Source organism: Massilia sp. FBCC-B171 (assembly GCF_059134155.1).
In genome coordinates this window covers 1,705,873-1,725,716 of the sequence record NZ_CP101443.1, presented here as the reverse complement: position 1 = coordinate 1,725,716, position 19,844 = coordinate 1,705,873, and the positions used below count along the sequence as shown (strand labels likewise).

At 62.6% G+C, this 19,844-nt stretch carries 19 protein-coding genes; 6 read left to right on the top strand and 13 right to left on the bottom strand.

The window, feature by feature from the left end; genetic code table 11:
• Positions 1–43: 43 nt before the first annotated feature.
• The 6 genes from NMB41_RS07790 to NMB41_RS07765 form a co-directional block, all read right to left on the bottom strand.
• Positions 44–310, bottom strand: coding sequence for an FAD assembly factor SdhE (locus NMB41_RS07790; protein WP_494381900.1), 267 nt, complete (start codon positions 308–310; stop codon positions 44–46).
• A 206-nt stretch (positions 311–516) separates the two neighbouring features.
• Positions 517–1,227 carry a succinate dehydrogenase iron-sulfur subunit gene (locus NMB41_RS07785; protein ID WP_494381899.1) on the bottom strand — a complete coding sequence of 237 codons (711 nt, stop codon included), beginning with the start codon at positions 1,225–1,227 and terminating at the stop codon, positions 517–519.
• A 67-nt stretch (positions 1,228–1,294) separates the two neighbouring features.
• Positions 1,295–3,076: a succinate dehydrogenase flavoprotein subunit gene (gene sdhA / locus NMB41_RS07780; RefSeq protein ID WP_494381898.1), complete on the bottom strand. Its 1,782-nt coding sequence runs from the start codon at positions 3,074–3,076 to the stop codon at positions 1,295–1,297.
• Between the two features lie 2 nt (positions 3,077–3,078).
• Positions 3,079–3,447, bottom strand: a complete 369-nt coding sequence (gene sdhD, locus NMB41_RS07775; RefSeq protein ID WP_494381897.1) for a succinate dehydrogenase, hydrophobic membrane anchor protein — start codon at positions 3,445–3,447, stop codon at positions 3,079–3,081.
• A gap of 1 nt (position 3,448) precedes the next feature.
• The gene (gene sdhC, locus NMB41_RS07770) at positions 3,449–3,874 is read right to left on the bottom strand and encodes a succinate dehydrogenase, cytochrome b556 subunit (protein ID WP_494381896.1); all 426 of its coding nucleotides are present in this window, start codon (positions 3,872–3,874) and stop codon (positions 3,449–3,451) included.
• Positions 3,875–4,066: 192 nt separating this feature from the next.
• Positions 4,067–4,834 carry a GntR family transcriptional regulator gene (locus NMB41_RS07765; protein WP_494381895.1) on the bottom strand — a complete coding sequence of 256 codons (768 nt, stop codon included), beginning with the start codon at positions 4,832–4,834 and terminating at the stop codon, positions 4,067–4,069.
• Positions 4,835–5,108: 274 nt separating this feature from the next.
• On the opposite strand from NMB41_RS07765, the gene NMB41_RS07760 reads away from it, so the two are divergent.
• From NMB41_RS07760 to acnA, 4 genes are all read left to right on the top strand, one after another.
• Complete coding sequence (locus NMB41_RS07760) at positions 5,109–6,098, top strand: malate dehydrogenase (RefSeq protein WP_494381894.1); 990 nt, start codon at positions 5,109–5,111, stop codon at positions 6,096–6,098.
• Positions 6,099–6,210: 112 nt separating this feature from the next.
• On the top strand, positions 6,211–7,200 hold the full coding sequence (locus NMB41_RS07755) for an HpcH/HpaI aldolase/citrate lyase family protein (protein WP_494381893.1): 990 nt from the start codon (positions 6,211–6,213) through the stop codon (positions 7,198–7,200).
• The gene (locus NMB41_RS07750; RefSeq protein ID WP_494381892.1) at positions 7,200–7,742 is read left to right on the top strand and encodes a hypothetical protein; all 543 of its coding nucleotides are present in this window, start codon (positions 7,200–7,202) and stop codon (positions 7,740–7,742) included. The genes NMB41_RS07755 and NMB41_RS07750 overlap by 1 nt, the downstream gene beginning before the upstream one ends.
• 69 nt (positions 7,743–7,811) lie before the next feature.
• Entirely contained in the window at positions 7,812–10,520 is a 2,709-nt protein-coding gene (gene acnA, locus NMB41_RS07745) for an aconitate hydratase AcnA (RefSeq protein ID WP_494381891.1), read from the top strand.
• Positions 10,521–10,740: 220 nt separating this feature from the next.
• On the opposite strand, the gene NMB41_RS07740 is transcribed toward acnA, so the two are convergent.
• The 3 genes from NMB41_RS07740 to NMB41_RS07730 form a co-directional block, all read right to left on the bottom strand.
• Positions 10,741–11,271: a GNAT family N-acetyltransferase gene (locus NMB41_RS07740; protein ID WP_494381890.1), complete on the bottom strand. Its 531-nt coding sequence runs from the start codon at positions 11,269–11,271 to the stop codon at positions 10,741–10,743.
• Entirely contained in the window at positions 11,271–11,951 is a 681-nt protein-coding gene (locus NMB41_RS07735; protein WP_494381889.1) for a Fe2+-dependent dioxygenase, read from the bottom strand. The genes NMB41_RS07740 and NMB41_RS07735 overlap by 1 nt, the downstream gene beginning before the upstream one ends.
• Positions 11,952–12,028: 77 nt before the next feature.
• Positions 12,029–14,362 (bottom strand): TonB-dependent receptor, encoded by a 2,334-nt coding sequence (locus NMB41_RS07730; RefSeq protein ID WP_494381888.1) that lies wholly within the window; start codon positions 14,360–14,362, stop codon positions 12,029–12,031.
• Between the two features lie 301 nt (positions 14,363–14,663).
• Between NMB41_RS07730 and NMB41_RS07725 the strand changes: the two genes are divergently transcribed.
• Positions 14,664–15,926 carry a DUF2863 family protein gene (locus NMB41_RS07725; RefSeq protein ID WP_494381887.1) on the top strand — a complete coding sequence of 421 codons (1,263 nt, stop codon included), beginning with the start codon at positions 14,664–14,666 and terminating at the stop codon, positions 15,924–15,926.
• A 79-nt stretch (positions 15,927–16,005) separates the two neighbouring features.
• On the opposite strand, the gene NMB41_RS07720 is transcribed toward NMB41_RS07725, so the two are convergent.
• From NMB41_RS07720 to NMB41_RS07705, 4 genes are all read right to left on the bottom strand, one after another.
• Positions 16,006–16,482, bottom strand: a complete 477-nt coding sequence (locus NMB41_RS07720; protein WP_494381886.1) for a CYTH domain-containing protein — start codon at positions 16,480–16,482, stop codon at positions 16,006–16,008.
• Positions 16,472–17,608: a M14 family metallopeptidase gene (locus tag NMB41_RS07715; RefSeq protein WP_494381885.1), complete on the bottom strand. Its 1,137-nt coding sequence runs from the start codon at positions 17,606–17,608 to the stop codon at positions 16,472–16,474. The genes NMB41_RS07720 and NMB41_RS07715 overlap by 11 nt, the downstream gene beginning before the upstream one ends.
• Before the next feature lie 139 nt (positions 17,609–17,747).
• Positions 17,748–18,116, bottom strand: a complete 369-nt coding sequence (locus NMB41_RS07710) for a hypothetical protein (RefSeq protein ID WP_494381884.1) — start codon at positions 18,114–18,116, stop codon at positions 17,748–17,750.
• 202 nt (positions 18,117–18,318) lie between these two features.
• Positions 18,319–18,609 carry a KGG domain-containing protein gene (locus NMB41_RS07705; protein ID WP_494381883.1) on the bottom strand — a complete coding sequence of 97 codons (291 nt, stop codon included), beginning with the start codon at positions 18,607–18,609 and terminating at the stop codon, positions 18,319–18,321.
• A 350-nt stretch (positions 18,610–18,959) separates the two neighbouring features.
• Between NMB41_RS07705 and NMB41_RS07700 the strand changes: the two genes are divergently transcribed.
• Positions 18,960–19,817 carry a hypothetical protein gene (locus NMB41_RS07700; protein WP_494381882.1) on the top strand — a complete coding sequence of 286 codons (858 nt, stop codon included), beginning with the start codon at positions 18,960–18,962 and terminating at the stop codon, positions 19,815–19,817.
• Positions 19,818–19,844: the final 27 nt, after the last annotated feature.

The window sequence follows — 19,844 nt, the reverse complement described above, 5'->3', positions numbered from 1 at the left end:
ATCTACAAAATATAAAACGAAAAGGGTGTTGCCCCTGGCGCGTTCAGGCCTGGCGCAGGCGCGCCAGCAAGGCGTGCACGTGCGGCAGGTCGACATCCCCTTCGGGTTCGGCGCGACCGAGCAGCAGGTCCATCAGCGGATTGTCCGCCAGGTCCAGCAAGCGGGTCAGCGCATCGACGTCGTCATCGCTCAGGTCCGCCTCATGCGCATCGAGGAAACGCGTGAGGATCAGGTCGTTTTCGAGCAGTCCACGGCGCGCGCGCCAGCGCAGGCGGGCACGGTTGGCAGGATCGGATTGATGCGTTGTCACTTGAGTCCGTTGTTGGGTCAACACTATACTCGGGTTGCCGCGAAAGGGCAGTACCGTACTTTTACTGTATTTCTGTCAATACTTTGGGTGTGACGCGAGCGCTGTACCGCGTGGGCACAAGTGCCCACCCTACGTTACGCGACGGCCGCGGGTTTCGTAGGGTGGGCACTCCGCGCCCACGCGGTTTCACCATCAAATCAAACGCCTTAGATCGCCCGGCGAACCAGCAATTCCTTGATCTTGCCAATCGCCTTGTTCGGATTCAGGCCCTTCGGGCAGACGTCCGTACAGTTCATGATCGAGTGGCAGCGGAACAGGCGGTATGGGTCTTCCAGGTTGTCCAGGCGCTCCGCGGTGGCTTCGTCGCGCGAGTCGGCGATGAAGCGGTAGGCCTGCAGCAGGCCGGCCGGGCCGACGAACTTGTCCGGGTTCCACCAGAACGACGGGCACGAGGTCGAGCAGCAGGCGCACAGGATGCACTCGTACAGGCCGTCGAGCTCTTCGCGCTCTTCCGGCGACTGGAGGCGCTCTTTTTCAGGGCGGATCGAGTCGTTGATCAGGTAAGGCTTGACCGAGTTGTACTGCTTGAAGAACTGGGTCATGTCGACGATCAGGTCGCGCACGACCGGCAGGCCCGGCAGCGGACGCAGCACGATCGGCTGGGTCAGTTCGTTCAGGTTGGTCGTGCAGGCCAGGCCGTTCTTGCCGTTGATGTTCATTGCGTCCGAACCGCAGACGCCTTCGCGGCACGAGCGGCGCAGGGCCAGCGAATCGTCGACGTCCGACTTGATGCGCTGCAGTGCGTCGAGCAGCATCTTGTCGGTGTCTTGCAGTTCGACGGTGACGTCTTGCATGTAAGGCTTCGAATCCTTGTCCGGATCGTAGCGGTAGATCTTCAGGTGGACTGTGCGTGCCATGTTTTACCTATGTCTTTATTAAAGCCCGGAAGGAGGTCAAAGCCCGCCTCCCGGGCTAAAAAACTAATTAGAAAGTACGGGCCTTCGGCTTGAAGGTGTCGACGGTCAGCGGCTTCTGCCTCACTTCCTTGTACTCGAGGCGGTTGCCTTCCGAGTAGAACAGGGTGTGCTTCATCCAGTTGGCGTCGTCGCGCGTCTCGAAGTCGCTGTGCGCGTGGGCGCCGCGCGACTCTTTCCTAGCCTGGGCCGAAACGATGGTCGCTTTCGCGGTCTCGATCAGGTTGTCCAGTTCGAGCGCTTCGACGCGCGCGGTGTTGAAGACCTTCGACTTGTCCTTGAACGAGACGTGTTTGCGGCGCTCGTCGAGGACCATGATTTCCTTCACGCCCTGGGTCAGCAGCGCATCGGTACGGAACACGCCGCAGTACTTCTGCATCGTGGCGCGGATGTCGTTGGCGACGCCCTGCACTTTTTCCGAGCCGGTCGAGGTCTCGAGGCGGTTCAGGCGATCCATTGCGAAGTCGGCAGCGTCGCTTGGCAGCGGCTTGTTCGACTGCGCCTTCAGGTTCGACGCGACGACGTGGTTGCCGGCGGCGCGGCCGAAGACCAGCAGGTCGAGCAGCGAGTTGGTGCCGAGGCGGTTGGCGCCGTGGACCGAGACGCAGGCGCATTCGCCGATGGCGTAGAGGCCGTTGACAACCTTCTGGCCGCCATTCACGAGGTCAGGCGTGACGACCTGGCCGTGGATGTTGGTCGGGATGCCGCCCATCTGGTAGTGAATCGTCGGCACGACAGGAATCGGTTCCTTGGTCGCGTCGACGTTGGCGAACTTGTGGCCGATTTCCAGGATCGAAGGCAGGCGCTTCTTGATCGTGTCGGCGCCGATGTGGCGCAGGTCGAGCAGCACGTGGTCCTTGTTCGGACCGCAGCCGCGGCCTTCCTTGATTTCCTGGTCCATCGAACGCGAGACGAAGTCGCGTGGCGCCAGGTCCTTCAGGGTTGGCGCATAGCGCTCCATGAAGCGTTCGCCCTGCGAGTTGATCAGGATACCGCCTTCGCCACGCACACCCTCGGTGATGAGGACGCCCGCGCCGGACACGCCGGTCGGGTGGAACTGCCAGAATTCCATGTCCTGCAGAGGCAGGCCGGCGCGTGCCGCCATGCCCATGCCGTCGCCGGTGTTGATGAAGGCGTTGGTCGATGCGGCGAAGATGCGGCCGGCGCCACCGGTGGCGAAGATGGTGGTCTTCGCTTCCAGGATCATCGTGTCGCCGGTTTCCATCTCCAGCGCGATCACGCCGATGACGTCGCCGTCGGCATCGCGCACCACGTCCAGGGCCATCCATTCGACGAAGAAGTGGGTGCGGGCGCGGACGTTACGCTGGTACAGCGTGTGCAGCAGCGCGTGGCCGGTGCGGTCGGCAGCGGCGCAGGCGCGCTGGACCGGCTTCTCGCCGAAATTGGCGGTGTGGCCGCCGAACGGACGCTGGTAAATCGTGCCGTCCGGGTTACGGTCGAACGGCATGCCGAAGTGTTCGAGTTCGTAGACGACCTTTGGTGCTTCGCGGCACATGAATTCGATCGCATCCTGGTCGCCCAGGTAGTCGCCGCCCTTGACGGTGTCGAACATGTGCCAGTACCAGTCGTCTTCGCTCATGTTGCCCAGCGAAGCACCGATACCGCCCTGCGCGGCAACCGTGTGCGAGCGGGTCGGGAAGACTTTCGACAGCACGGCGACGTTCAGGCCGGCTTCGGCCAGCTGCAGCGAGGCGCGCATGCCGGAACCGCCGGCGCCGACGATGACCGCATCGAAGCGGCGGGTAGGGATTGCAGTTTTAATGGCTGCCACGATTACACACTCCAGAGAATTTGCACAGTCCAGGCGGCGCAGGCGAGCAGCCAGAGCACGGTAGCGAACTGCAAGGCCAGCTTGATGCCGGCATTTTTGACGTAGTCCATCCAGATATCACGCATGCCGACCCAGACGTGGTAGTACAGGCCGAAGAAGGTGACGAGCGAGAAGAGCTTGAACCACTGGCGCGAGAACAGCGACGCCCAGCCTTCGTAGGTGAAATTCTGTGCGGTCAGGAAGGTGCCCAGCAGGACCAGGGTATAGACGACCATGACGATCGCGGTGACGCGCTGTGCCAGCCAGTCGCGCACGCCATAGTGCGCGCCGACGACCATGCGATTAACGCCGATATTGTTCTTCTTTGCCATGTTAGAAAACTCCGAACAGTTTCAGACCGCAGAGCGCAGTCAGGACCAGGCTGATGACCAGCACCCAGCGTGCGGTCTTCTGGGCTGCGTCCTTGTCCAGGGCCATGTGGTTGTCCATGAACAGGTGACGGATGCCGGCGGTGAAGTGGTGCGCGTAGGCCCAAATCAAACCGAGCAGGATGATCTTGGTGAAGATGTTGTCAACAATGCCACCGAAGTGGTAGTACGAAATTTCCGAACGCAGGCTTTCCTGCAGCAGGTACAGCAGGAACGGCAACATCAGGAAAATGCCGAAACCGCTGACGCGGTGCAGGATCGAGACGATCGCCGACGGCGGCATCTTGTACTTCGTAGTGATATCCGTAATGTGGATGTTACGGAACTCCGGCCGTCCTTTTTTTGTGGCCTCTCTCACGGCTTCGGACATACAACACCTCCCTTAACTGACAAAATGTGATTAACCCTTAATTTTCGCCGATTTTTTGCGGCGCACCAAGATCCGTGTGCGGAATATTGGCGGGACAAATGCTGAACCGGGTTTTGTTCGGCGCTTGCTTGCTAACAACATATTTTATACGCATAGCTGGGAACGTGCCGAAGGCGCCCAGATCGGCGCCGCTTACGACAAATTGTTCTGGTAATGGTGCTGCGCGGTCAGGTACAAGCCCCGGCGCAGCTCGACCGGCCGGTCGCCGTAGGTGAACGACACCCGGTCCGCCACCAGCAGGGGCGTGCCCTCTGGTACGTTCAGATACTGCGCCGCCACCGAATCGGCCCCGACCGCGCGAATCTTTTCCGTCGCGCGGATCATGCGCGTGCCGAATTCCGACTCGAACAGGCCATACATTGGACCCTTGTACTCGACCAGGCGTTCGGCCGTCAGCCCCTTGAACACCTGCCCCGGCAGCCACAGCTCCTCGAGGATGGTCGGCGCGCCGTCGAAGGACATCAGGCGCTTGATGTAGACCACGGCGTCGCCCGATTTCAGCTCGAGCAGGCGCGTCACCTCGGCCGGCGCACGGATGCGCTTGACTTCGATGATGCGGTTGTCGGGATGGTGGGGCACGCCCTCGTCGGGCATGAGCTTGAGGAAACGGAAGTGGGCGCGCTCTTCGTGATGGGTGGCAACAAAGGTACCCTTGCCCTGCCGGCGCACGACCAGGTTCTCGGCCGCGAGCTCGTCGATGGCTTTGCGCACCGTGCCCTGGCTGACCTTGAAACGCACGGCAAGCTCGACTTCGCTCGGCATCAGCTCGCCGGGTTTCCATTCTCCGGATTGCAGGCTCTGCGTGATGAGCGCCTTGATCTGCTGGTACAGCGGACGGAACGATGGCGAGGCATTGCTGCCTGGGCCCTCGCCGGCAGGGTTGGTCGGGACGGAATTCATAGACCACGATTTCACCACAAAAGCCCCCTTCCGTCCAGTGACCATGTGGCAACACATGTGTCTTATATAAGACATATGATATGGATTGACGGCGGCACGGGCGAGGACTACACTCGCGGTCGACCGGGTATCCGCGAAGGCCTCGTGCTGCACGTCGGACACCCGCAAGAAGAGAGCCCGGTTTTGGTATCATTGGAGTTTTCCCCGGCTGACGCTCGGGGACAGGCGTATCCTCGGCTTCGACCGTTTTCATTCCCACTTTTGGAGATTCATCATGGCTAAAACCCCACTGCGCGTTGCCGTTACCGGCGCTGCCGGCCAGATCGGCTATTCGCTGCTGTTCCGTATCGCTAACGGCGACATGCTGGGCAAAGACCAGCCGGTCATCCTGCAACTGCTCGAAATCGACAACGAAAAAGCACAGAAGGCCCTGAAGGGCGTCATGATGGAAATCGACGACTGCGCCTTCCCGCTGCTGGCCGGCATGACCGCGCACTCGGACCCGATGGAAGCCTTCAAGGACGTCGACTACGCCCTGCTGGTTGGCGCGCGTCCACGCGGCCCTGGCATGGAACGCAAGGACCTGCTGGAAGCGAACGCCCAGATCTTCACGGTGCAGGGCAAGGCGCTCGACGCCGTCGCTTCGCGCAACGTGCGCGTGCTGGTGGTCGGCAACCCTGCCAACACCAACGCCTATATCGCGATGAAATCGGCTCCTTCGCTGCCAGCGAAGAACTTCACTGCCATGCTGCGCCTGGACCACAACCGCGCCCTGTCGCAAGTGGCTGCCAAGACCGGCAAGCCTGTGTCGTCGATCGAGAAGCTGGCCGTCTGGGGCAACCACTCGCCAACCATGTACGCCGACTACCGCTTCGCCACCATCGACGGCAAGTCTGTCAAGGACATGATCAACGACGACGCATGGAACCGCGACGTCTTCCTGCCAACCGTCGGCAAGCGCGGCGCGGCGATCATCGAAGCGCGCGGCCTGTCGTCGGCAGCGTCGGCCGCCAACGCGGCGATCGACCACATGCACGACTGGCACGTCGGCACGGGCGGCAAGTGGACCACGATGGGCATCCCATCGGATGGTTCCTACGGCATCCCGAAGGACACCATGTTCGGCTTCCCTGTCACCGTTGAAAACGGCGAGTACACCATCGTCCAGGGCCTGGAAATCGACGCGTTCTCGCAAGAGCGCATCAACCTGACGCTCAAGGAACTGACCGAAGAACGCGAAGGCGTGGCGCACCTGCTGGCCTGAGTTACCAACGGCGGATGAAACCGGCCAAGCCGGCCATCCGCCGACCAAGCCGTGCCGCCTTTCGCGGCACGGCTTTTTCGCTTTTGCTTATATCCGTCTTCAACTGACAACCATGCATCCTTCCGAGGTTTTATTCCAGGGCAAACGCCAGCCGCTCCTGCTTCCCGCCTGCGATCACTATTGCGGCTCGGAGAAGCTGATGCGCAAGTCGATGGCCCTGCAACAAGAGCTTGGCCCCGTCTTCGACATCACCTTCGACTGCGAGGACGGCGCCGCCGCCGGTACCGAAGCGGCGCACGCGCAGCTGGTCGCCGCGCTCGTCAATAGCGAGGACAACCACCACAACCGCATCGGCGTACGCCTGCACGACATCGACAGCCCGCACTTCGTGCAGGACGTGGTCGCCATCGTCGGCGCCGCGGCCACGCGCCTGGCCTATATCGTCCTGCCAAAACCGAACGGCATCGACGACGTGCGGCGCGCATTGGAGATAATTAACCGCGTCGCCGTGCCGAACGGCCGCCCGGCCCTGCCCGTGCACGTGCTGATCGAAACCCACGGCGCCTTGCACGATGCTTACGAGATTGCCGCCCTGCCCCAGGTCGAGTGCCTGTCCTTCGGCATCATGGATTTCGTTTCCGCGCACTTCGGTGCGATTCCGGCCAGCGCGATGCGCACGCCGGGACAGTTTACTCACCCATTAGTTGTCCGCGCCAAGCTGGAGATGGTTGCGGCATGTCATGCGCACGGCAAGGTGGCCTCCCATAATGTGACGACCGAGATCAAAGACAGCGCGATTGTGGCAAACGATGCACAACGCGCCGGCGCCGAATTCGGTTTCACGCGCATGTGGAGCATCCATCCGGACCAGATCAAACCCGTCGTCAAGGCGTTTACGCCCCGCTTGTCGGAAGTAAACGAAGCCACCACGATTTTGCAGGAGGCGATGGCGGTGAACTGGGGGCCGATCGCTCAACATGGGCGCTTGCATGACCGCGCCAGCTACCGATATTATTGGACCGTTTTGCAGCGCGCGAAGCTGGCCGGCCTGGCGCTGCCCGAATCCGCGGCGGCAATCGTCAACCAAACGGAATCGAACTAATGGCCACCTCCCCTACCTCCATCCTCGCCGCCGGCGCCTTCGTGCTTGCGTCCCTCGGCCTGTGCAACGCCTCGGTAGCGACCGCCGCCGCGTTCGCAGCTCCAGAGAAAAACCACCCGAAGGCCGAAGACGTCCTGAAGGCGAAAAAAGCAGCGGCGTCGAAAGCCAAACCAAAGAAGGCCGCCGCGGCAGCCGAAGACAACTGGGCCCCGGCCGACGAAGCCGAACCGGACATCACCGACACCGTCGTGACCGAGTACACGTGCGAACTCAATAACAAGGTCACGATCTACACCAACGAAAAAGACGACGCGCACATCGCGCTGCGTTGGAAGAAGCGCCTGCACCGCCTGGAACGGGTCGGCACGACCACCGGCGCGCTGCGTTTCGAGAACACCAATTTCCGCCTGGTCTGGATCGGCATCCCGTCGAAGGGCATCCTGCTCGACTCGCGCCTGAACCGCCAGCTGGCCAATGAATGCAAGAGCGCCGAGCAAAGCAAGCCGCTGGTATCGGCGGCGTCGGAACTGAAGAATAGCTGACGCATCAACCCCGTTGCCCGATATTCGTTTATTGAAGCAATAACAAGAAACCCCACTGAAGGAGAGCTTATGTCTCGCAACACCCTCAACACGCTGAAGGATTTCCCGCTGAGCGCGGGCCAGTCCGGCCAGTTCTATTCGCTGCCGGCGCTGGGCGAAAGCCTGGGCGTGAACCTGTCGCGCCTGCCGGTGTCGATCCGTATCGTCCTCGAATCCGTGCTGCGTAACTGCGACGGCAAAAAGGTCACCGAAGAACACGTCCGCCAGGTAGCCAACTGGGCCGCGACCGCCGAGCGCACCGACGAGATTCCTTTCGTCGTTGCCCGCGTCGTGCTGCAGGATTTCACCGGCGTGCCACTGCTGGCCGACCTGGCCGCGATGCGCAACGTCGCCAACAAGATGGGCGTCGATGCCAAGAAGATCGAGCCGCTGGTGCCGGTCGACCTGGTCGTCGACCACTCGGTCACGATCGACCACTTCCGTGAGCCGAACGCGCTCGACCTGAACATGAAGCTGGAATTCTCGCGCAACAACGAGCGCTACCAGTTCATGAAGTGGGGCATGCAAGCCTTCGACACCTTCGGCGTCGTGCCGCCGGGCTTCGGCATCGTCCACCAGGTCAACCTGGAATACCTGGCGCGCGGCGTCATGAAGCAAGGCGACACCTATTACCCTGACACCCTGGTCGGCACCGACTCGCACACCACCATGATCAACGGCGTCGGCGTCGTCGGCTGGGGCGTGGGCGGCATCGAAGCCGAAGCCGGCATGCTGGGCCAGCCGGTCTATTTCCTGACCCCGGACGTCATCGGCGTGAACCTGACCGGCAAGCTGCGCGAAGGCTGCACCGCGACCGACCTGGTGCTGACCGTCACCGAACTGCTGCGTAAAGAGAAAGTCGTCGGCAAGTTCGTCGAGTTCTTCGGCGAAGGCACCCGTTCGCTGTCGACCACCGACCGCGCGACCATCGCCAACATGGCGCCGGAATACGGCGCGACCATGGGCTTCTTCCCGGTCGACGAAGCGACCGTCGACTACTTCCGCGGCACCGGCCGTACCGAAGAAGAACTGGCCGCCTTCGAGAACTACTACAAGGCGCAGGGCATGTTCGGCATCCCGCAAGCCGGCGAGATCGACTACACCCGCGTCGTCCACCTCGACCTGTCGACCGTCACGCCATCGCTGGCAGGTCCCAAGCGTCCACAGGACCGTATTGAACTGGGCAACGTGAAGAACAACTTCACCGAACTGTTCAGCAAGCCGACCACCGAGAACGGCTTCAACAAGGCGCACGAGGACCTGTCGAAGGTCTACGAGACGACCAACGGCGTGCGCGTGAAGAATGGCGACATCCTGATCGCCGCGATCACCTCGTGCACCAACACCTCGAACCCGAGCGTGCTGCTGGCTGCGGGCCTGCTGGCCAAGAAAGCCGTCGAGCGCGGCCTGACGGTCGCTCCGCACATCAAGTCCTCGCTGGCCCCTGGCTCGCGCGTGGTCACCGAGTACCTGACCGCCGCAGGCCTGCTGCCTTACCTGGACAAGCTGGGCTTTGGCGTGACCGCCTACGGCTGTACCACCTGCATCGGCAATGCCGGCGACCTGACCCCGGAACTGAACGCCACGATCGTCGAGAACGACATCGTCGCGTCGGCTGTCCTGTCGGGCAACCGTAACTTCGAAGCACGTATCCACCCGAACATCCGTTCGAACTTCCTGGCCTCGCCACCGCTGGTCGTCGCTTACGCGATCGCCGGCAACATGACGCGCGACCTGATGACGGAACCAGTCGGCCGCGACACCAACGGTGTCGACGTCTACCTGGGCGACATCTGGCCAACCAGCCAGGAAATCGGCGCACTGATGCGCTTCGCGATGAACTCGGAAGTGTTCAAGAAGAACTACGCGGACGTCAAGGGCAACCCGGGCGAACTGTGGGAGCGCGTGTCGACGACCGAAGGCCAGGTCTACAACTGGCCTGAGTCGACCTACATCGCCGAACCACCGTTCTTCGCCGACTTCGAGATGACCCCGAAAGCGGCCGCCACCGGCATCTCCGGCGCCCGTGCACTGGGCGTGTTCGGCGACTCGATCACCACCGACCACATCTCCCCGGCCGGTTCGATCAAGGAAGACGGTCCTGCAGGCAAGTGGCTGAAGGATCACGGCGTACTCAAGGCCGACTTCAACTCCTACGGCTCGCGCCGCGGCAACCACGAGATCATGATGCGCGGTACGTTTGCGAACGTGCGCATCAAGAACAAGATGATCCCGGCCAAGCCTGACGGTTCGGCAGTCGAAGGCGGCATCACGATCCACCAGCCGAGCGGCGAACAGATGTCGATCTATGACGCAGCCATGCAGTACGTGGCCGCCGGCACCCCGACCATGATCTTCGGCGGCGAAGAGTACGGCACCGGCTCGTCGCGCGACTGGGCAGCCAAGGGCACCCAGCTGCTGGGCGTGAAGGCCGTGGTCGTGCGTTCGTACGAGCGCATCCACCGCTCGAACCTGGTCGGCATGGGCGTGCTGCCGCTGCAATTCATCGGCACCGACAGCGTCGAAACCCTGGGCATCACCGGCAAGGAAATCTTCGACCTGAAGGGCCTGGAAGGCGAGATCAAGCCGCAACAACTGGCCACCCTGGTGATCCACCGCGAAAACGGCGACACCCAGGAAGTGCAAGTCCTGCTGCGTATCGACACCCCGATCGAAGTCGACTACTACAAGCATGGCGGCATCCTGCCGTTCGTGCTGCGCCAGCTGCTGGCTGCGTAATGAAGTAAGCAAAGGCACTCTCAGGCGCGCCGGATGGCGAACCTGAGAGTCAACAAAAAGGGCTGGAACCTTGATGGGTTCCAGCCCTTTTTATTTTTCCACTGACGTTTGCGGCAGGACGTAGGGTGGGCGGCTCTGCCGCCCACGCGTTCAACCGAACCGTAATCCGTCGCGACAGATCACCCGTGCGTTGAACGCGTGGGCGGGAAACCCGCCCACCCTACGTCCCTGCGCTTGGGGTCGCGTGGCATTCAAAATGCAGGCGGTCATACCACACGCCTTTCATCTCGAAACTGCGCCGCGACTGTCCGTACTGCGTAAAACCATTGCGCAGCAGGACACGTGCCGAGGCCGCGTTCGCGACCCGGCAATCGGCTTCGATCCTGGCCAGGCCCAGCGCGCCGAAGGCAATGCCCAGCACCTGGCGCACCGCTTCGCCCGCATGGCCCCTGCCGCAGGCAGCTTGCCCGATCCGGTAGCCAAGCACTGCGCTGTGGAAATGGGCGCGCCGCACGCTGCTGAGGTTGATGCGTCCGACGATCTGCCCGTCGTCCTTCACCAGGAACTGGTAGCCGAGATCGTCCGCAGCATCCTGCATGGCCTTTTTTATCGCCTCCGCGACGCCATCTGCCGAATAGTAGGAGGCAGGCCGCGCGTTGATCGTGGCTTCGAAAAATGCGCGATTTTCCAGCTCAAAGGCGAACAGGGCCTCGGCGTCGGCCAGCGTCGGCGGGCTCAAGACGAGCGCCATCAGACCTCGGCCCACATGCGCAGCAGGTTGTGATAATGCCCGGTCAAACCGACCGTCGCTTCGGACTCGCCGTGCGCGGCGCGCAGCGCCTGGATGTTGGTGTCGAGCTCGAACAGCATGGCGCGTTTGGCGTCGTCGCGCACCATGCTCTGGGTCCAGAGAAAGGAGGCGATGCGTTCGCCGCTGGTCACCGGCAGCACCTGGTGCAGGCTGCCCGAGGGATAGACGATGGCGTCGCCTGCCGGCAGTTTGACTTCATGGGTGCCGTAGGCGTCGACCACGACCAGCTCGCCGCCCTCGTATTCGTCGGGCTCGCTCAGGAAGACGGTCGTCGAGACGTCGGCGCGAATGGCCGGCAAGCCGGGCCGCTGGGCGCGGATCGCGCCGTCCACGTGCAGGCCGTAATGCTCGCCGCCGCCATAGCTGTTGAAATAAGGCGCGAGGATGCGCAGCGGCAGCGCGCTGGAAAAGAACAGCGGGTGCGCCATCAGCGCTGCGCTGACTATTTGCCCCAGTTCGAGGGCGAGAGGCGAGCCTTCGGCCAGCTGGCGGTTGCGTTTCACCTGCGCACCTTGCGGGCCCACGCTGGCGCGGCCGTCGATCCAGTCCGTCGCCGCCAGGCGCGTACGCATTTGCGTTACCTGTTCCTGGCTTAATACGCCAGGGATGTGCAGCATCATCGTTTGACTCCTCCCCCAAAAAGCACGGCCCTCCCCGCTTCAAGCAAGGAGGGCCGTGCAAAACATATCCGATTCTCTTAGAACTTCAGGTTCGCCGTCAGGCTCGCCGAACGGCCCGGACCAACGCCCGCATAGTGCGGCGAAGAGACGCGGTCGAAATACAGCTTGTCGCCCAGGTTTTGGATGTTCAGCTGGAAGGACACGTTCTTGTTGAGCGTGTAGCTGGCCATCGCATCGAAGCGCGTATAGCTTGGCGCGTATTTCGTGTTGTTAATGTTGGCATAGACGCGGTCGACATAGTTCATGCCGAGACCTGCGCTCAGGCTCTTGTTGAACGCGTATGAAGTCCAGAGCGAGGCGCTGTGCTTGGGCGTGGTCGGGAACTCGTTGCCGTTGTAGGGCGATACCACATACACGGGCGCGGCCGTGGTGCCGGTGTTCAGGTAGCCATTGTCCGCCAGCACGCCATCCAGGAAGGTATAGCCGCCGAAGACTTGCCAGGCGTTGGTCAGTTTGCCCGAGAAGCCCAGTTCCAGGCCTTGCAATTCCTTGCGGCCGACGTTCTGGCTGGTGCCGTCCGGTGCGGTGACGCGGGCATTGTCCATCTCGCTCTTGAACACGGCAGCGTTCAGCGACAGGCGGCTGTTGAGCACTTCCCATTTGGTGCCGAGTTCGAAGTTCTTGCTCTCCTGCGGCTGCAGGTTCTGCACGGCGACCGTCAGCGCATCCAGCCCGTCGCCGCCCTCGTTGCCCGGCGGCGTGGCCGAGGTGGCATAGGAGACATAGATGCTGCCGTTGGTGCTTGGCTTGTAGACCAGGCCCGCCTGATAGGTCGTGAAGCTGGTGTCGACGCGGGCGCGGGTGGCGGCCGTCGTTGGGCCCGCCAGCGTGTCGAGCGCGGTCTTGAACTCGTCCCAACGCAGGCCGATGTTCAGCATCCACTGCGGATTGAATTCGATGGTGTCGAAACCGTAGACGGCGCGGGTATTCGTCTTCACGTTGGTGAGGGCCGGCGACACGCTGCGGGTATAAACCCACGGGTCGTACGGGTTCGGGTTATTGATCGTCGTGCAGTTGTAGAGCGTGGCCGCGCCCGAAGTCGGGCAGGTAAAGGTGTTGGTCAGCGGGTTGTTGGTGCCCGGCGTGAACAGGTAAGAACTGCGCTCGGTCGACTCGCGGCTGATTTCCACGCCGGTGTTGAAGCTGTGCTTGATGCCGCCAGTCGTCAGCTTGCCGGACAGGCTGGTCGCATTCGCCATCGTTTCGGTGTCGGTCACGCGGGTGTTGGCGCGGCGCCAGACGGTGCCGTACAGGGCCACGTTGCCCTTCGAATCGTCGGGCTGGGTCCAGACGAAATCGTTCTTCGACTTGCCGTAGCGCGTGACGTTGCGCAGCACCAGGTTGTTGCCGAAATCGTGGCGCAGGTCGATGGTGCCGATGTCGGTCTCGGTATCGCGGAAGTCGCGGTTCACGAGGCCATAGAAGGTTTCGCGGGCAACCTTGATCGGGGTGCCGTCGCCGTTGCGCGCGACATTCGGGCCGCTTGCGAAGGGGTTGTTGAACGGGATGCCGGTGTCCGGGATCTCGTTTGATTGCATGTGGTAGTAGCTGAGGATGGCTTTCGTCGGACCGTTCAGGCCGAAGGTCATCGTTGGCGCGATGCCCCAACGGTCGCCGCCAACGACGTCGCGGCCCGGCGTGTTCGCTTCGTGCGCCATGACGTTCAGGCGGAAGGCGGCGTTGTTGCCCAGCGCGCGGTTCAGGTCGCCGGTGACGCGGCGGTATTTGTCGGTACCGAGGCCGATGCTGGCGTTGCTGAAGTTGTCCAGCTGGGCCGACTTGCTGATCAGGTTGATGCCGCCGCCTGCCGACGAACGCCCGCCGTAGGCCGAATTCGGGCCCTTCACGACTTCGACCTGCTCGAGGTTGAAGATTTCGCGCGATTGCGAGCCGGAGTCGCGGATGCCGTCGACATAGGTATCGGTCTGGGCGTTGTAGCCGCGAATGAAGACATTGTCGCCGACCGGATTGCCGCCCTCGCCCGCACCGATGGTGATGCCCGGCACCGAACGCAGGGCGTCGGTCAGGGACACGGCCGCCGTTTGCGCGATCACTTCCTGGCCGATGACGGTGACCGACTTCGGCGTGTCCAGCAGCGGCGCGGTGAACTTGTCGGAGTTTGATGCGACCGGCGCCTGCACGTCGCGGCGCGCGGCGCCCGTCACTTCGACTTTCGGGATCGTCGGGTCGACGTCCTTGTTGCCGCCGTCGGCCAGCGCCAGCGGCGAGACCAGGGTGGCCAGCACTGCGAGCGCCGAGCCGGAGAGGCAAGGCGCGCTGGTGCGCGCATGCTTGCGGCTGCGAATGAAGGAGGTGGCGCTCTGGACTGCTGGGCTTGCTGTCGTGGTCATGGTCATCGTTGAATGTGTGTGCCTGTCCGGCCGGCCCGCACTGGCGATACCGGAGAAGAAATGAGAACGATTCGCATTATGATTTCTATTGGCGAGTTTGGCAAGTTATGCTGGGCTTGTTCGACGCCACCATGCCCCGCTGCAAGCTCCAACGTCCGCTTCCCGCCACATCGCCCGGGGCGCCCCGCCGGCCGTTGTGTTCATGGCATGTGGCCGAATCAACTACAATACCGGGGATAAGGGTTTATCATGACCCCTCGGACTTTGATCCTCACCTATTTACAAGAGACTCTTCAGCGCTATGCGTCGTCCTTCCAAAGATTCATCCAATAAACTTTCCGCAGAAAGCCAGCGTCTCTCCAGCATCGCCCAAGCTATCGTGCAATCCGCCAGCCGCGTCGAAGAGCGGACCTGGGAGCGCCAACTGGATGCGCAGCTGCAGAAACTGCTCAAGACCAATCATCAGGAAAGCATCGACGCCGCGCTCAACGCCCTGTTCAAGGACGACCTGGCCGCCTACGATGTGCTGATGGATGGTGTCGAGGCGGTGAGCGAATCATCGACGATGGTCGAGCAGGCCAACGACGGCGCCGAAGTCACCTGGCAGGCGCTGCTTGTGGCCGCGCCGATTCTCGCGTGGACGCGTTTCTCGATCGGCTCGGGTACGATTCCCGCCGAACTGCTCACCACGCTCTCCAGCCATTTCTCGGCCCACCTGCTGGCCGAAGGCACGCAGATGTCGATGGCGCCGACGCTGTACGCGATCGACCAGCTGCCGCGCACCCATGCCGAAACCTATGCCCTGACCCACAAGCTGGCGCAGGCGGCGCACAAGGGCGCGCCCATCAAGGCGGCCGTGCGCATTCCGGAAACGGCGCCCTTCCTGGCCGATACGCGCTATCTGCTGGTAACCATCGTCGCCCCGGTCGGCGCGCCGCTGTTCCGCTGGCAGGAGCCCCAGCACCAGATCAATTTCGAAGCCGAACGCGGCAACGCCCTCATCGCCTGGCGCGACCAGGCCACCGCCAACGTCGCGCGCCTGATGCCGGGCTGCGGCGTCGAGCTGCTGCTGCCGGAAGCGTATTACGTGGCTTGCCGCGAAGCCGACAAGGCGATCCGCCCGATCTCGATCCGCGCCGCCGTGCATTACCTGACCAACACCCTCGACCTGGAAGCGTCGGACCTGCGCGCCGTGATCGCCGGCTTCGGCGAGGAAGCAGCCGATGGCCAGATCGACGAATACCGCGTCGGCTTCACCCTGCGCCAGAGCGCCGAAGTCGTTTACGGCATCGTCTGGCCGCTGTACGGCCAGGAAGACGAGGAAGGCACGCCGATGGACGGCCCCGGCGCCGGCGGCCTGCTGCCCGCCCCCTTGAGCCCGATCAACGAGATCACCGCGCACCTGAACGAAGCGGGCATCACCCACATCAAGCGCATCAACGAGGTGTATGTCGCCGAGTATTGCGACGATTGCGGCTCGCCCCTGTTTGCCGATCCAACCGGCGAACTGGTGCATGCGGAAATGCCGGAAGATACGCCGGCCGGCACCGAGCACTTCCACTGATTTTTTAAACGTGGATTGATGAAAAAACGGCACCAATTGGTGCCGTTTTATATTACCTATATCTGAATCCGATGCCGTGTCAGCCTTTATCCGTCCAGGTGGAATACGGCTGGCGAATCAGGTTCGAATTAAAATAGCGCGCCTCGTGCGTGACCTCCGCGCCGATCCAGTCGGGCTTTTCGAAGGCTTCATCTTCGCTGGCCAGTTCGATCTCGGCCACGACCAGCCCGGCATTCGCGCCGAGGAACTCGTCGACTTCCCAGATGTGCGCGCCGACCGGAATACGGCGGCGGTATTTCTCGACTAAAGGCTGCTGGCACAGCGTATCGAGCAGCTCGGCTGCTTCAAGCACGGGAATCGGGTATTCCCACTCCCCGCGTGTGGCGCCCTGGCTCTTGCCCTTGATGGTAAGGAAAGCGGCCTCGCCCTGGATGCGCACGCGCACCACGCGCGCGGGGTCGGCGCTGAGGTAGCCCTGGCGCAGCAGGACGGGTTCGCCCAGTTCCCGCCAGCCGTCGCCGGCCAGCAGGAACTTGCGCTCGATCTCAACGCCCATCAGCGCAATCCAGCGACTGCAGGATCGGCTGCAACAGTGCCGCGCCCAGGGCCGCGCTGCGTGCGCCGTTCCAGCCGGTATAGCTGTTGGGCAAATCGGCATTGTCCTTGAACGGCATTTCCAGGGTCAGCGACAGGCATTTGAAGGTGTGGCCGATGTATTTCGACGCCAGCGTCAACAGCTCTTCGTTGTACTTGCTGGCGGCGTAGCCATACACGTTCTGGAAGTCCGGGCTGGCCGCCATGTACTGCGCAACGAAGGCCTTCTGGCGCGCTGCGCGCTCGGGCGTGAAATCGGCCAGCATTTCGTTGCCCGCGACGAAGTTGTACGGCAGTGCCTCGTCGCCATGGATATCGAAGAACATGTCGACGCCGGTTTCGTGGATCTTGTTCTTCACGCACAGCACTTCCGGGCTGCGTTCCAGGGTCGGCGTCATCCATTCGCGGTTCAGGTTGGCGCCGGCCGCATTGGTGCGCAGGTTGCCGCGCACCGCGCCGTCCGGGTTCATGTTCGGCACGATGTAGAACACGGCGCGCTGCAGGAGTTTTCTCGCAATCGGATTCGCGTCGTCGAGCAGCGCATCCATCAGCCCTTCGACATACCATTCGGCCATCGTCTCGCCCGGGTGCTGGCGTGCGATGACCCAGATTTTTTTCTCGGCTGCAGGGTTGCCGATCACTACCAGGTTCATGTCGCGGCCGTCGATCGTGGTGCCGATGTCGTGCACGCGCGCGATCGGGTTTTCGGCTACTTCGCCCAAGAGGCGCAGGTGGCGTTCCCAGGTGTAGGGCTCGAAATAGGCGTAGTAGACGCTGTCGAGCTCGGGCGTATGACTGACCGTCATCACCTGCCCGTCAAAACTGGTCGGCACGCGGAACCAGTTCTCGGTGTCGTAGCTGGCGGCGACCTGGTAGTCCTCGAAGCCCTTCGGATAGGTTGCCTGGCCGGCATTCAAGAAGCGGATCGTGCAGGCCTGGCCACGCGCGCCCTGCAGGCGGAAGTGGAACCACTGGTGAATGTCCGCGTTATTGTCGCGGCGCAGGTTCAGGTCGATCTGTTTCGCATTCTCTGCTTGCACCACCTCGATGGCGCCCGAATCGAAATGCTGGCTGATTTTGATGGGCATGGCTGATCCTTTTTTAGGCCTGGTCACGAAGGAAGATGATACCGGATTCACCAGGCTGCACGGCTGCGCAGCTTGACTACGCGGGCCCGGCGCCGTGGCCTCGTGTGCATGAGCAGGCCAGGGCGTCGAAGCGACGCTTTTACGCGTCGAGATCGATCAGCTCGCGGCTGTACAGGGCCATGATCTGGCGCATCAGCTCGACGTTGCTGCGGTCGAGCACCAGCACCAGGTTCGGCGTACGGTCGAGGTTGAACTGCATGCGCAGCTTGCCCGGCAGTTCGCGGCAACTCAGGCTCAGCGCGCGCGGGTTGTTCGGGTTCGCCCAGTCCTGCTGGGTGAGCAGGGGCGGCGCCGGCGGCGGCTGCAGGGACGGATCCTGGTTGACCGGCATGTGCTTGAGCAGCCAGAACACGATGGAGGCCGGGATGTGCAGGCAGACATCGGCGGCGCCTTCTGCCGAAAACTTGGCGAGCAGCGAATTGCCGACGCGATCGCACGACATGGACATGCTTTTTACTTGACGAATGACCGCTTCTTTCACCACGATGTTCCTCAGGAGTTTGTTTAAAAAGGCGCAGCGATTCTACCCCATCCGGGCGGCACTGAGATAGGTTCTTGGCATGAAAACGGGGAGCAATCGCTCCCCGTGGATGTTCCTGCTGCGGCCCGCGCCGGCGGTAAAGGCCGGCGGCAAGGCCGCCTGGCCTGTCTTACTCTTTCGAACCGCGGCTGCCGCTCTTGGACGAGCTGCGCGAGGCGCTGCCCGAACCGGCGCTGGCCGATTGACGGTTACCGTGGCTCATGCTGCCGGCGCGGCGTGCTTCCTCGGAGGTGAATTCGTGCGCAGTACCTTTCTGGTGCGCTGCCTTGCCACCCTGGCTGGCAATTTCGCGCTGGCGCTGTGGATCCATCGACGCGAAACCGCGGTTACGGGTGCCGCCGGCGCTTTGGCTGTTGGACTGGTTACCGCCCTGTTTGTTACCCTGATTACTCGAAGCCATGATCGTTTTCTCCCTGTTCACTTATAAAACCGCCGCGTCCTGCGGCAGGCCTGGCCTCCACTCTTTGCTATAACGCAGATGAGCGAACGTCAACTCATAGTAGGCATGCGAATTAGATGAGGGTATAGGACATTTTCAGATGACTTTGTAGGACAACACGCGACAGAAAATGCACTTACGCAATAGGGTTCTTTTGATCACTATTCCCATCAGTAGTTGTCCTACACACTACCGCTGCGTCTTCCTATACTGGACCTAGGCGGACGGGCGCATCATGGCAGGATCAGGCGGCGCCGACGGGCAGTTTCCGGCCCCGTCCCGCGCGCAAAACGTTTTTGAAAGGAAATGACATGGATGCGAATCAACGCAGCGAAATGAACAACCAGACGAACAACGGCGACAACGAAAAATGGAATGAAAACGCCAAAGGCAAGACCGCGCCCGACGCGCCGCTCGACCATACCTACCCGAACGGCGCCTCGCTGCAGCAGGGAGGCCACCAGGGCGTGGACCAGATGGACAACCCGCAAAGCGGCATGGGACCGGGACAGTTTGCCGAGGACAGCAGCCGCTGGGACTTGCCGGGCGGCTCGATGCAGACCCAGCAGAGCGGTGGCAGCGGCCCGCAACAGGGCATCACCGACAGCCACCAGCGCCAGATGGAGCAGCACTCCGAGGCCTATGGCGAACTCGAGCTGCCGGTGGGGCGCCGTGCGCGCGACAGCGGCACCTCGCTCCTGCAGCATGGCGAGCACGCCGGCAGCATGCAGGCGGCCCAGGGCATGAATCCGCAGGATCCGCGCCAACCCGAGCTGCAGGGCGGCTCGCTCGGCCACCACCACGGCGTGGGGCAATCGATGCAGTCGAGCCAGGACACGCCGTCCGGACGTACCCAAACCAACCCGGCAGGCGACGCGCAGCAAAGCACCGACCGCGCCGGCTCGCAAACGGGCGCAGCCGGCAGCGAAGGCAATGCGCAGATGCACGAGTCGAACGACACCATGGGCGGCCTGCCGCGCAGCCCCGGCAACTCGGGACCGCGCGGCGACAATCCGGGCTGGAAGCCGGGCGGCAGCATGCAACAGGATCCGGACCGCGTGCACGAATCGAACGATGCCGCCGGCGGCTATCCGAAGAGCCCGGCCGGCGCGAACAAATTGGCGGGCGACCGCAAGATGGACGACGACACCGGCTTTTCGCGCGGGTGATCGGATTTTTCTGACCCAAGCTCGGCG